This is a genomic window from Pseudomonas sp. SST3, assembly GCF_003325755.1.
The window spans coordinates 260,768-273,209 of sequence record NZ_QORI02000001.1; the positions used below are offsets into that span (position 1 = coordinate 260,768).

The 12,442-nt window shown below is 60.9% G+C and carries 11 protein-coding genes and 1 pseudogene; 8 read left to right on the plus strand and 4 right to left on the minus strand.

Going from position 1 to position 12,442, the window contains the following annotated elements; genetic code table 11:
• Positions 1-13 precede the first annotated feature (13 nt).
• Complete coding sequence (fliE, locus tag DQ405_RS01315) at positions 14-334, minus strand: flagellar hook-basal body complex protein FliE (protein WP_168422556.1); 321 nt, start codon at positions 332-334, stop codon at positions 14-16.
• A 43-nt stretch (positions 335-377) separates the two neighbouring features.
• Entirely contained in the window at positions 378-1,763 is a 1,386-nt protein-coding gene (locus DQ405_RS01320; RefSeq protein ID WP_168422557.1) for a sigma-54 dependent transcriptional regulator, read from the minus strand.
• A gap of 432 nt (positions 1,764-2,195) precedes the next feature.
• Here DQ405_RS01320 and DQ405_RS01325 point away from each other — a divergent pair, with 432 nt between their 5' ends.
• From DQ405_RS01325 to DQ405_RS01355, 7 genes and pseudogenes are all read left to right on the plus strand, one after another.
• Positions 2,196-3,035, plus strand: coding sequence for a FliM/FliN family flagellar motor C-terminal domain-containing protein (locus DQ405_RS01325; RefSeq protein ID WP_168422558.1), 840 nt, complete (start codon positions 2,196-2,198; stop codon positions 3,033-3,035).
• Positions 3,032-3,403, plus strand: coding sequence for a flagellar motor switch protein FliN (gene fliN, locus DQ405_RS01330; protein ID WP_168422559.1), 372 nt, complete (start codon positions 3,032-3,034; stop codon positions 3,401-3,403). The genes DQ405_RS01325 and fliN overlap by 4 nt, the downstream gene beginning before the upstream one ends.
• A complete protein-coding gene (fliP, locus tag DQ405_RS01335) occupies positions 3,400-4,155 on the plus strand; it encodes a flagellar type III secretion system pore protein FliP (RefSeq protein WP_168422560.1) in 756 nt (251 codons plus the stop codon). Before fliN ends, fliP begins: the two co-directional genes overlap by 4 nt.
• A 730-nt stretch (positions 4,156-4,885) precedes the next feature.
• Positions 4,886-5,158 carry a flagellar biosynthetic protein FliQ gene (locus tag DQ405_RS01340; protein WP_168422561.1) on the plus strand — a complete coding sequence of 91 codons (273 nt, stop codon included), beginning with the start codon at positions 4,886-4,888 and terminating at the stop codon, positions 5,156-5,158.
• 20 nt (positions 5,159-5,178) lie between these two features.
• Complete coding sequence (fliR, locus tag DQ405_RS01345; protein ID WP_168422562.1) at positions 5,179-5,958, plus strand: flagellar biosynthetic protein FliR; 780 nt, start codon at positions 5,179-5,181, stop codon at positions 5,956-5,958.
• Positions 5,951-7,090, plus strand: coding sequence for a flagellar biosynthesis protein FlhB (gene flhB / locus DQ405_RS01350; protein WP_168422563.1), 1,140 nt, complete (start codon positions 5,951-5,953; stop codon positions 7,088-7,090). The genes fliR and flhB overlap by 8 nt, the downstream gene beginning before the upstream one ends.
• A pseudogene (locus DQ405_RS01355) lies at positions 7,087-9,182 on the plus strand (flagellar biosynthesis protein FlhA). Before flhB ends, DQ405_RS01355 begins: the two are co-directional and overlap by 4 nt.
• A 358-nt stretch (positions 9,183-9,540) precedes the next feature.
• On the opposite strand, the gene DQ405_RS01360 reads toward DQ405_RS01355, so the two are convergent.
• Positions 9,541-10,236, minus strand: a complete 696-nt coding sequence (locus DQ405_RS01360) for a dienelactone hydrolase family protein (RefSeq protein WP_168422564.1) — start codon at positions 10,234-10,236, stop codon at positions 9,541-9,543.
• 454 nt (positions 10,237-10,690) lie between these two features.
• Here DQ405_RS01360 and DQ405_RS01365 point away from each other — a divergent pair, with 454 nt between their 5' ends.
• Complete coding sequence (locus DQ405_RS01365; protein ID WP_168422565.1) at positions 10,691-12,007, plus strand: MFS transporter; 1,317 nt, start codon at positions 10,691-10,693, stop codon at positions 12,005-12,007.
• 77 nt (positions 12,008-12,084) lie between these two features.
• On the opposite strand, the gene DQ405_RS01370 is transcribed toward DQ405_RS01365, so the two are convergent.
• Complete coding sequence (locus tag DQ405_RS01370; RefSeq protein ID WP_168422566.1) at positions 12,085-12,417, minus strand: PilZ domain-containing protein; 333 nt, start codon at positions 12,415-12,417, stop codon at positions 12,085-12,087.
• Between the last annotated feature and the right edge of the window lie 25 nt (positions 12,418-12,442).

The window sequence follows — 12,442 nt, forward strand, 5'->3', positions numbered from 1 at the left end:
CTCTCACGCCCGATCAAAGCGGCATTCTCATGACGTCGTCGAACGCCGTGGTCAGTTTGTTGCGCACCTGCAGCAACGCTGAGAACGACACGCTGGCCTTCTGGCTGTCGATCATCGCGCCGACCAGGTCATCGCTCTTGCCGCTGTCGACCGCCGCCATCGCCGCGCTCGCCTGATGCTGCTGGGTATCCACCGAACGCATCGCGGCCATGAACAGGCCTCCCGCATCGGGGGCCGCCTCGCTCGCCGGTTTGATCGCCGGGCTCCCGGCAACCTCCGCGAGCTGCTGCATCCGGCCCAGCAAATCCTGCTGCACCTGCATGATTGAACTCATCGCTGGCTCTCCCCTGTATCCGCAATCAAAAAAGTGTCTGAAATCAGAAATTCAGCTCGATGCCTTGCTCACGCATGGCATTGAGGCGATAGCGCAAGGCGCGCGAAGTCATGCCGAGGCTGGCTGCGGCCTTGGACTTGTGCCCGTCGAACTTGCGAATGGTGTCGATCACATGCTGGTACTCGGCCCACTTGCCGCTGGCGCGAAGTGCGGCCTTGCCGGTTTCGGCGGACAGCACCTGCGGCTTTTCCATCCGGACTTCGGCCTGTGCCGGCGTCGCCAGACCCAGATCCTGGGGCTGGATGAACAAGCCGTTGCGCAGCACCAATGCACGCTGCACGGTGTTTTCCAGCTCACGGGCGTTGCCCGGCCAGTCGTGCTGCAACAGTGCGCGGCAGGCCTCGGCAGTGAACAGCTCTTCACCGGCGTCCTGCGGCGCGTACTTGGCAACGAAACGGCGGGCCAGCGGCAGTACGTCATCCTTGCGCTCGCGCAGCGGGCTGATGTGCAGCGGCAACACGTCGAGACGGAACATCAGGTCGGAACGGAAGCGCCCTTCGGCTACCTCACGCTGCAGGTCGCGGTTGGTCGCCGCGATGATGCGTACGTTGAGTTCGATCTCCTTGCGCCCACCGAGGCGCTCCACGCGTTGCTCCTGCAGCACCCGCAACAGTTTGGCCTGCAGACCCAGCGGCAGTTCGCCGATCTCGTCGAGCAGCAGCGTGCCGCCGTTGGCCAGCTCGAACTTGCCCGGCTGGGCCGCCACCGCACCGGTAAAGGCGCCCTTCTCGTGACCGAAAAGGATGGATTCGAGCATCTGCTCGGGGATGGCCGCGCAGTTAACCGCAATGAAGGGCGCATCGGCACTGGCGGAGAAACGATGGATGTAGCGCGCCATCAGCTCCTTGCCGGTCCCGGTCTCGCCGGTGATTAGAATCGGTGCGCGGGTCAGCGAGACGCGCTGGGCCATGGCCAGCAAACGGCGGCCGGCCTGGGAGCAGGAAACGAAGCTTTCCTGAGCGGCATCGGCGAACTCCTGGCGGCGCAGCAGGGCGCTGAGCTGACTCTCGCTGAATGGCGACAACAGATAATCGACACAACCCAATTCAAGTAATGCGGCGGCCTTCTGCTGATCCGCATATTGCACGACCGGAATAACGCTTATATTGCGGCCACGTCGCATCAGCGAATCAACCTGCGCATATAAGGCTTGTTCTGCCACGCCACCGATGAATACAAAAACCAGCGAGGCGTCTTTCAGCGCGGCGTTATCCAGATCGTTAAGACCGGCATAAGAAAAGACTGCACAGCCTTCCTTGCGCAAACCGGTGTTGAGGAATTCGCAGCCGGCCTCGGCGGCATTACCGACAATGACGATTTTCTTGCGCGCCGGCGCTGGAGCAAAAAGCTCTTCGCATGAGTAGTTCATTGCATGACTGACACTTTTCAATGGGACCACCTTGGCGCTGATACGCCGTTCGAGCACAACGCCGGATTTCGCTAAAAAAAATATTTAAGCTTTTCGGAACTTTCGTCGCCCTGTCTGTCCAACTCGCCGAACGAGATGAGTATCGACAGCCGACCGCCCCGAAACAATTGCGCGCACGTTAACAAGCTCGCCCGGAACCGCCCAATCAGTTCCGCTAAAATTAAATCAGTCCTCATCAAACGATCTCAAAAAAGATCATTTGACACCTATTGATTTAATCCTTCCTCGCGCCTATGCCTAGACTGGCGGCACGCTAGAGCCGTGCCTGCGATCTCAGGTCATGCAAAAACCGCCCTGGCCAAACAACCTTCTGCTTATACCGCGCTGCAGGCTTTGACCGACCGCGCAAGAACCAGGACATACCGTTCACACATGTCTGGCAATTCCAAAGTCCATCATGGCGTGCCCGCCCAAAGCCTGACTGTATTGAAACCGCAGAAGCTTGGGCGACATCACCACAAGATTCCGCAGTTCATCAAGGAAACCACCAACAAGAATCCACGTTTGATTGGTGACTACTTCCTGCGCAATTACCGGATCAGCCTCGAGTTGAGCAAAGTGGAAGTGCAGGAGGCCAATAAAAAGGCGCCGGACTGCATTTATCGCTCGCCGATGGGAAAAGTCGGTTTCTCCATTGACCGCGCCCTGCTCACCGAAGCGCTCGAGTGCTATTACGGTGGCACGATAGTGCCCAGCCAGGAAACACCACCGATCAGCACTTCCGAGCAACGGATGCGTAATCGGCTGGGACTGGACCTGACTTATATATTCGCGCGCTCGATATTGTCCGGTGATACTTTCGGCGAGCTCGAGCGTTATGAAAACGACTATGAAGAAACCAGCTGGGAGTATGTGGCCGAGTTCGAATACATCAGCCACCTGACCAACAGCCGCTCGTCCGTTTTCATTCATCTGGACACCGATCTGGTCGATGAACTTACCAGTCGCCTGGCCGGCCCGCTGCCGGCTCGGCTGAGTGGCAACCCGGTCGATCACATCAAGCATCTGCCGGTACGCCTGGACTGCGTGGTCGCCTCGGTTCAGATGCCGCTGTCGCAGGTACTCGGGCTGCAGCTCAACGACATTCTGATGGTGCGCCCGCTGGACCGTTACGAAGTGCGCATCAACCAGCAGAAGCTATTCCGGGGGACTGTCTTCGAAGAAGACGGCGCCTTGTTCCTCACTTCACTTGAAAGCGTGAAATCCCAATGACCGGTCAACTGTCCGACAACGAATTCGAGAACCTCATCAACGAGGGCGACCTGAGCCTCGACGCGGCCGAAGAGCCCACCGTTGCGCCCACCGCCCAGCCCCAAGCACCCCGCCAGGACCTGAGCTTCTTCGGCAAGATTCCGGTGAACGTCACCCTGGAAGTGGCCTCGGCGGAGATCTCGCTGAAGGAGCTGATGGAGTGCGACACCAGCAGTGTCATCGTGCTCGACAAAGTGGCCGGCGAGCCGCTGGACGTTAAGGTCAATGGCACCCTGTTCGCGAAGGCCGAAGTGGTCGTGATGAACGGCAGCTATGGCCTGCGCATCGTCGAGCTGTCCGGCACCAGCCTGGATGCGCTGACGCAATGAAACTGCGTCGTGGGTTGTTACTGCTCTGCCTGATGCTGATCGGCCTGTTTCCGCTGATGGCTCAGGCCGCCGGTGGCGAGATTACCCTGTTCAACCTGAACGATACCGAGAACGGTCAGGAATTCAGCATAAAGCTGCAGATCCTGATCATCATGACGCTGCTCGGCTTCCTGCCGGCGATGCTGATGATGATGACCTGCTTCACCCGCTTCATCATCGTGCTGGCGATCCTGCGCCAGGCCATCGGCCTGCAGCAGAGCCCGCCCAACCAGGTGCTGATCGGCATCGCGCTGATTGTCACGCTGCTGGTGATGCGCCCGGTGTGGCAGGAAATCCACAGCGCCGCCTTCGAGCCGTTCCAGAACGATGAGATCAGCCTGGAGCAGGCGCTGGAAGTCTCCAAGGGCAGCCTTTCCGGCTTTATGCTGGCGCAGACCAACAAGACGTCGCTGGAGACCATGGTCTCGCTGGCCGGCGAGGAAATCCCCGAGAACCTCGAGGATCTGGACTTTTCCCTGCTGCTGCCTGCCTTCGTGCTGAGCGAGCTGAAGACTGCCTTCCAGCTGGGTTTCATGATCTTCGTGCCGTTTCTGGTGATCGACCTGGTGGTGGCCAGCGTGCTCATGGCGATGGGCATGATGATGCTGTCGCCGATGATGATCTCGCTGCCGTTCAAGCTGATGGTCTTCGTGCTGGTGGATGGCTGGGCGTTGTTGATGGGTACGCTGACGACCAGCGTGCAGCCGTTTTAGGTGGTGCGAGAGATGAATGCACATCGTCGCGCCGCCGACTTTACGAACCGCTTCGGTAGGAGCGAGCTTGCTCGCGAAGTTTTGCTGGCGCGTGCATTTTCGTATGACGCCGCGCTTTCCTCGCTGGGACTACAGGTTGCGCCTTGCGCGGCGCGTCACTTTTTCTCGTCTGGAAGTTTTTAAACAGCGACAGCAACAAAGCGCTTCGCCAGCCTGCTTGCTCCGTAGGGTGGAAAACTGCGAAGCATTTTCCACCGCAATTGGCATCGCGATGGACATCAAACCTTGCACGAGGAAAGCGGTGGGTAAGCTTCGCGTTACCCACCCTACGTTTAGGTCCTACTTCCGCTTCGTTGCACAGGCCATCAGACGCCACCGAATCGCCCCTTTCAGAGGGCCGATTGGAGTCGCTGCGTAGAGGGACGAGCGGCATGGATGCCGCGAGAGCCGTGAAGGGCCATGGATGGCCCTTGCGCGGCGACCCTCGGAGAGCGATGGAATGAGGGAAGTCGAGCGCAGCGAGACCCCGATGCAGGGGCAAGCGTTTTTGCTTACTTTTTTCGCGTTTTGAAAAAAGTGAGTCGCCCAGCAGGGCGAAACCCATGCTTCGGGCAACTCCGCCAATTGGATGTAGCACCGGAAGCGTAAAAGCTTCGCGAGCAAGCTCGCTCCTGCACAGACTCGCTGCGGCTCTGAACTGCAAAACCGCCTTCACCTCCCAGGTGCTCCCATGCTGACCCCCGACACCGCCGTCAACATCATCTCCAACGCGATCCATATCATCGTGCTGGTGGTCTGCGTGCTGGTGGTACCGAGCCTGCTCGGCGGTCTGTTGGTCAGCATTTTCCAGGCGGCGACGCAGATCAACGAGCAGATGCTGAGCTTCCTGCCGCGCCTGTTGATCACCCTCGGCATGCTGGTCTTCGCCGGGCACTGGATTCTGAGCACGCTGAGCGATCTGTTCATCGAGACCTTCACCCAAGCCGGGCGGCTGGTCGGTTAGCCGTGGGCAACGAACCCATCATGCAGGTCGGTCAGTACCTGCAGTCGCTGCTCGGTTACTGGTGGCCGTTCTGCCGGATCATGGCCGTGTTCAGCCTCGCGCCGATGTTCAGCCACAAGTCGCTTAGCGTGCGGGTTCGGGTGCTGCTGGCCATTGCCCTGACCGTGGTGCTCACCGCCGCGCTACCGGCAACGGCACCGATCGACCCGCTGTCGCTCAAGGGCCTTCTCACGGCGTTCGAACAGATCGCCATGGGCTTGCTGCTGGGTCTGGCGCTGATGCTGGTGTTCACCGTGTTCACGCTGATCGGCGACATCGTCTCGACGCAGCTGGGCCTGTCCATGGCGGTGTTCAACGATCCCATGAACGGCGTCTCGTCGGCGTCGATCATCTATCAGCTGTATTTCATCCTGCTGGCGCTGCTGTTTTTCGCCACCGACGGGCATCTGGTGATCGTCACCATCATCTACCAGAGCTTCGTCCTCTGGCCGATCGGCAGCGGCATCCATTTCGATGGCCTGCAGACCATCGCCCTGTCGCTGAGCTGGGTGATTTCCGCGGCGCTGTTGATCGCCCTGCCGATCGTCTTCTGCATGACCCTGGTTCAGTTCTGCTTCGGCCTGCTCAACCGCATCTCGCCGGCGATGAACCTGTTCTCCCTGGGCTTCCCCATGGCGATCATCGCCGGGCTGGTGCTGATCTACCTGACCGTGCCGAACCTGTCGGAAGCCTATCTGCACCTGACGCGCGAGCTGCTGGGCAACATCGGCGAGATTCTGCGGAGCGGGCGCGATGTCTGAGCAGAACAGCAGCCAGGAAAAAACCGAAGAGGCCTCCGAGCAGAAACTCAAGAAGAGTCGCGACGATGGCCAGGTCACCCGCTCCAAGGACGTCGCCACAACCGTCTCGCTGCTGGCCACGCTGCTGGTGCTCAAGTTCAGCATCGGCTTTTTCTTCGACGGCATGCAACAGGCGTTCAGCTACTCGTACATCAACTTTCATCAGAGCGAGATGAGCGTCGACGACCTGCAGCTGATCCTCACGCACAACCTGCTGGTGTTTATCAGCGTGCTGCTGCCGTTGCTGATCACGCCGATCCTGGTCATCGCTTTCGCGCTGGTACCGGGTGGCTGGGTGTTCGCCTCGAAGAACTTCGCGCCCAAGTTCAGCAAACTCAATCCCATCACCGGGCTGGGAAGGATGGTCGGCGCGCAGAACTGGACCGAGCTGCTCAAGTCGCTGTTGAAGATCAGCGCGCTGCTGGGCATTGCCGTCGGCCAGCTGTATTACGCCGCACCGAAGCTGATCGCGCTGCAGCGCAGCGATATCAGCAACGCCATCGGCAGCGCCTTCTCGCTGACCTTCGACCTGGCGATCTCGCTGCTGCTAGTGTTCGTGCTGTTCTCGTTCATCGACATTCCGCTGCAGCGCTTCTTTTTCCTGAAAAAAATGCGCATGACCAAGCAGGAGCGCAAGGAAGAGCACAAGAACCAGGAAGGCCGCCCCGAGGTGAAGGCGCGTATCAAGCAGCTGCAACGCCAGCTGGCCCAGCGCCAGATCAGCCGGGTGATAAAGGATGCCGACGTGGTGATCGTCAACCCGACGCATTACGCGGTGGCGCTCAAGTACGACCCGAAGAAGGCCGAAACACCCTTTGTTATCGCCCGTGGCGTTGATGAGACGGCGCTGTATATCCGCAAGCTGGCCCAGGCCAATGGCCTGGAAGTGGTCGAACTGCCGCCTCTGGCGCGGGCGATCTACTTCAGTACGCAGGTCAATCAGCAGATTCCGGCGCCGCTCTACACCGCGGTGGCCCATGTGCTGACCTACATTCTCCAGCTCAAGGCCTGGAAACAGGGCCGGCGGGCCAAGCCCAAGCTGGCCAGTGACATCCATATTCCCGAAGAACTGTTCAACCGAGCCCGATCATGAGCCTGATTCAGAAACTGACGCCGACATTCAGCAGCGGACGCATTGGGATCCCGCTGATCATCCTGTCGATCCTGGCGATGATCATCCTGCCGCTGCCGCCGCAGCTGCTGGACGTGCTGTTCACCTTCAACATTGCCATGTCGATCCTGGTACTGCTGGTCAGTGTGTCGTCGAAGAGTCCGCTGGATTTCTCGCTGTTTCCGACGGTGATCCTGATCACCACGCTGATGCGCCTGACGCTCAACGTCGCCTCCACGCGGGTGGTGCTGCTCGAAGGTCATACTGGCACGGGCGCCGCGGGCAAGGTGATCGAAGCCTTCGGTGAGGTGGTGATCGGCGGCAACTTCATCGTCGGCCTGGTGGTGTTCATCATCCTGATGATCATCAACTTCATCGTCATCACCAAGGGTGGTGAGCGCATCTCCGAAGTCACTGCGCGCTTCACCCTGGACGCCCTGCCGGGCAAGCAGATGGCCATCGATGCCGACCTCAACGCCGGCCTGCTAACCAACGAAGACGCCAAGGCGCGGCGCCAGGAAGTGGCCAAGGAAGCCGACTTCTACGGTGCAATGGACGGTGCCTCGAAGTTCGTTCGCGGCGATGCCATCGCCGGCATCCTGATCCTGCTGATCAACCTATTCGGTGGCTTCGCCATCGGCGTGTTCGTCCATGATCTGGCAGCCGGCGAAGCCTTCAAGCAATACGCCCTGCTGACCATCGGTGACGGTCTGGTCGCACAGATACCGGCGCTGCTCTTGTCCACCGCGGCGGCGATCATCGTCACCCGGATCAACGAGTCCAGCGACATTACCAGCCAGGTGCAGCGACAGCTGTTGGCCAACCCGGCCTCGCTGTACACCGTGGCTGGCATATTGTTCGTGCTCGGCATGGTGCCGGGTATGCCGCACCTGGCCTTCATTGGCTTTGCCGCACTGATCGGCTTCATCGGCTGGCGGGTATCGCTGCACGAGCCGCCTGCTGCCGGTGCCGATCTCAAGGAAATTCAGGCCATCGGTCAGGCGATGGACAAGGAAAAGGCACAATCGCTGGCCTGGGAAGACATTCCGATGGTCGAGCGGCTGTCCATTTCCCTCGGCTACAAACTGGTCGGGCTGGTCAACGAAGCCTCCGGTGCGCCACTGCCGGCGCGGGTGCGCGGCGTGCGTCAGACGCTTTCAGAACACCTGGGCTTCCTGCTGCCGGAAGTACAGATCCGCGACAGCCTGCGGCTCAAGGCTTCGCAATATGACATCTACATCAATGGCGAGAAGATCGACGTGCCGAACTGCACGCCGACCGCCTGATGGCGATCCCCTCGCCTGAGCTGTACGGCGAGATCGACGGCATCCTCGGCACCGATCCGGCCTATCGCATGCAGGTGGTGTGGATTCAACCATCGGACAAACCGCGCGCGCTGAACCTCGGCTATCAGGTGATCGACTGCGCCAGCGTGGTCGCCACGCACCTGAACAAGGTGGTGCGCGAGCACCTGCCGGACCTGTTCAAGCACGACGACGTCGAGCACCTGATGCAGCGCCTGACGCTGCAGGCACCGAAGCTCGCTGAAAGCCTGAAGAACGCACTAACCTATACCCAGCAGATGCGCGTCTACCGCCAGCTACTGCTGGAGGAAGTGCCGCTGCGCGACATCGAAACCATCGCCAGCACCCTGCTCGAATGCAGTGAAACCACCAAGGACCCGGTGCTGTTGGCCGCGGACGTGCGCTACGCACTACGCCGCAGCATCGTTTCGATGATTGCCGGCGATCGTCGCGAACTGGCGGTGTTCGTACTGGAAAATGCGCTGGAAAACACGCTGCTCAACGCCCTGGCCATCGCCCAGCAGGCCGGTCAGGTCAGCCTGGACAACATCCCGGTGGAGCCAAGCCTGCTCAACCAACTGCAGAACAGCATGCCGGTGGTAAAGGAAAAGCTGCGCAAGGACGGCCACCCACCGATCCTTACCGTGATGCCGCAGCTGCGCCCATTGCTGTCGCGCTACGCGCGGGTGTTCAGCCCCGGCCTGCACGTACTGTCGCAGAACGAGATACCGGATCGGGTCGGCGTGAACATTCTCGGCACGCTGGGTTAACCGGTCCCGGCCCTGGCCGGCTGCAAGCGAACCCTGCAACTCGGAAGACCGGGGATCGACAGCAAGCTGGCTCCTACGGGTTCGGAGTTCGCACGGCGCAGGCTGCTCCTGTAGGAGCGACCTTGGTCGCGAAAAATCATCAATGACAATGCAGCAGCCGCGCCCGTAGCAGTCGCCCGACCCAGAGGGTTTCCCGGTTCGCCAGCAAGCTGGCCCCTACACGTGCGGAGCTTGCCCCCGAGCGGGCTGTTTATGTAGGAGCAAGCTTGCTCGCGAACACGGCCCTTTCTAGCCGCAGATCGCAGAGCAGGGCCTTCTCCTGCAGCGCCTACAGGACAAACACGAGCGACTGGACTGTTTAGAGATTCTCAGCCAGGAACACCAACGACCGCCCATGAGCCAGTGCCGCAGCATTCTGGTTGTACATCGGCCGCGCCCAGCAGTTGAAACCGTGGTCGACGCCTGGGTAGGTCTCGATCTGCGCCCCGCCGACCTGGGCCATCTTCTGCTGCACGGCGGCTACCGCGTCGCTGTCGATGTGCTCGTCTTCTTCAGCGAAGTGGAACAGGGTCGGACATTGGATTCGATCGGCCTGGCCTAAGCGCTTTTCGATGCTGCCGGGGTAGTAACAAACGGCGGCATCGACTCCCGCATTGGCCGCGCTCAGGAATGACAGCACACCGCCCATGCAGTAACCCACCGAAGCTACGCGACCGTTGCAGTCGTCGCGCCCACGCAGCGTTTCGGCGGTGCGGCGCAGGTCATCGACGGCCAGGTCGAAATCCAGCGCCTGCATCAAGCCGAATGCGCGCTCCCAATCGGATTCGTCGTAGCCGAGCTTGACCCCCGGCTCGCTGCGCCAGAACAGATCCGGTGCCAGCACCACGTAGCCATCGAGCGCGTACTGGTCAGCGACAGCCTGGATGTGGTCGTTGACCCCGAAGATTTCCTGGATCAGCACGATGCCGGGGCCATGCCCGGCCGGGGGCAAAGCCAGGTAGCCCTTGAAGCTGTTGCCATCCTGCGCGCGAATGTCGATCCACTGTGAATTCATGCTCGTCTCCTTTGGGTTGCGTTTGCTTGCCGACCACAAGGCGCGGCGCGCCGGAGAGCGCCGCTGGAACAGGTGCGACAGGTCGCGGCAGGCTGAGTTCGCATCGAATATTGGGCGGCGCATACCGCTTGGCGTTCAGCTGGCCAGCATTCCGCCCGTCACACCGAGGGCGCCAAGAGGAACAATCAGCCGCGCCAGCCGGGTCGAAGTGCTAACAGGCTGTTGAAAAACTACCAGCGTTGGCAACCTTATGTTGAAGGCCCCCGAAATGCTCATTTACTACAGTAACCTCGATCGCGAGCCCGGCCCGCTTCCTCGGCCCTTTTGCCTTGTCTTGTCTGCCTCGCCTAGGTTTTTAACGGACTGCTAACCGCAGAAGCTTCGATCACAGAACGCTTCTTCGTGACGATATCGAGCCTCGCGCCGACCACCCAATAGCCGACGGAGACGACCGATGTCTCAGGCGCCCGCGCCAGATACCGTTAATCCGAGCAAAGAGGCTGACAGCCATCGCCTGTACCGCAAGATCGCCTGGCGGCTGATTCCGTTTCTCTGCTTCTGTTACCTGGCCGCCTATCTGGACCGCATCAACGTCGGCTTTGCCAAGCTGCAGATGGCCGACCAGCTGCAGCTCAGCGAAGCGGCATTCGGCCTTGGCGCAGGGCTGTTCTTCGTCGGCTACATCCTCTTCGAAGTGCCCAGCAACCTTATCCTCAAGCGCGTCGGCGCGCGGGTCTGGATCGCGCGGATCATGATTAGCTGGGGCGTGCTCTCGGCCTGCACCATGCTGGTCACCACGCCAGGGCAGTTCTATCTGGTGCGCCTTCTGCTGGGGGTCGCCGAGGCGGGGTTCCTCCCGGGCGTGCTCTATTACCTGACGCTGTGGTTCCCGACCTACCGGCGTGGTCGGATCATCGCGCTGTTCATGATCGGTCTGCCGCTGTCCAGCGTGATCGGTGCACCGTTATCGGGTTGGATCCTCGACGCTTTCGATCAGGTACGGGGGTTGCGCGGTTGGCAGTGGCTGTTTCTGCTTGAAGGGATTCCCAGCGTGCTGCTCGGATTGCTGGCCCTGCGCCTGCTGCCAGAGGGGCCGAAACAGGCCGAATGGTTGGATCTGGCCGAGCAGGGCCGAGTGTTGCGCGACCTGACGGTGGACGAGGCGCAGAGTCCGGAGAGCGGGGAAAGCTTTTGCCAGGGCTTCTTCAATCTGAAGGTCTGGATGCTTGGCGGCATCGATTTTGCGATTCTGCTCAGCGCCTATGCCATGGGCTTCTGGTTGCCGACCTTCATTCGCAACGCCGGCGTGGTCGATGCGTCCGATATCGGCTTGCTGACGGCGCTGCCGAGCATCGCCGCGGTGTTCGGCATGCTCGCCCTCGGCGCCAGCTCGGATCGTTTCCGCGAACGCCGCTGGCACATCATCCTGCCATTCTGGATTGGCGCCGCCGCCATGGCTGCGAGCACTGCGGTCACCGATAGCGTGGTGGCAACCGTGCTGATGTTTTCCATTGCCCAGGCGGCCATCATCGGTGCGGTGCCGGTGTTCTTCAGCCTGCCGGCGACCTTTCTCACCGGAACCGCCGCGGCGACCGGCTTCGCCCTCGCCTGCTCGCTGGCGAACATCGCCGGCCTGGTAAGCAACACCCTGATCGGGCTGGCGCTGGACATCACCGGCAAGAGCGGCGGTGCGTTGTGGTTCTTCGCTGGCTGTCTGGTACTCGGCTCGCTCTTGGTCGTCGCGTTGCCGGCGAAGGTGGTCAACCGCTAGCAGACCGTCGAAAACCTACCTGCGTTGGCAAGACTGCGTTTTTCAACGCCTTGCTAGAGGTCTTCGCGGCCCCTGAGTCAGCGCCGTCTCGGCAGCAGCTGCGCCACCATCTCGACGAACGACGGGCTGGGCCGGTCGAGGGCGAAGCCCATTTCGAACGAATCGCGACGCGAATCCTTGCGCACCCACTGGCAGATCACCACCACGTCGATCTCGCGCAGCCGCTCGCCGTGATCCGGCACGTGCAGGCGCATTTCGTAGCAGCCGCCAATGGACAGGGGCTGCTTGGCCACCAACCGCAGACCGCCGATGGACAGGTCGCCAACGTAGCCCATGGGATCGCCACTGAGACGGTTGGTTACCTGGATACGGCTGAGATGGCGAAAGGTAAGGCGGCTGTGTTGGCGCATGGCGAGGCTCTGGCAGTCCTTTGGT

Coding starts and splice junctions, on each gene's coding strand:
- DQ405_RS01370 (WP_168422566.1), bottom strand. CDS start 12,417: ATGCGCCAACACAGCCGCCTTACCTTTCGCCATCTCAGCCGTATCCAG.
- fliN (WP_168422559.1), top strand. CDS start 3,032: ATGACCGGTCAACTGTCCGACAACGAATTCGAGAACCTCATCAACGAG.
- fliR (WP_168422562.1), top strand. CDS start 5,179: ATGCAGGTCGGTCAGTACCTGCAGTCGCTGCTCGGTTACTGGTGGCCG.
- flhB (WP_168422563.1), top strand. CDS start 5,951: ATGTCTGAGCAGAACAGCAGCCAGGAAAAAACCGAAGAGGCCTCCGAG.
- DQ405_RS01360 (WP_168422564.1), bottom strand. CDS start 10,236: ATGAATTCACAGTGGATCGACATTCGCGCGCAGGATGGCAACAGCTTC.
- fliE (WP_168422556.1), bottom strand. CDS start 334: ATGAGTTCAATCATGCAGGTGCAGCAGGATTTGCTGGGCCGGATGCAG.
- DQ405_RS01365 (WP_168422565.1), top strand. CDS start 10,691: ATGTCTCAGGCGCCCGCGCCAGATACCGTTAATCCGAGCAAAGAGGCT.
- fliP (WP_168422560.1), top strand. CDS start 3,400: ATGAAACTGCGTCGTGGGTTGTTACTGCTCTGCCTGATGCTGATCGGC.
- DQ405_RS01325 (WP_168422558.1), top strand. CDS start 2,196: ATGTCTGGCAATTCCAAAGTCCATCATGGCGTGCCCGCCCAAAGCCTG.
- DQ405_RS01320 (WP_168422557.1), bottom strand. CDS start 1,763: ATGAACTACTCATGCGAAGAGCTTTTTGCTCCAGCGCCGGCGCGCAAG.
- DQ405_RS01340 (WP_168422561.1), top strand. CDS start 4,886: ATGCTGACCCCCGACACCGCCGTCAACATCATCTCCAACGCGATCCAT.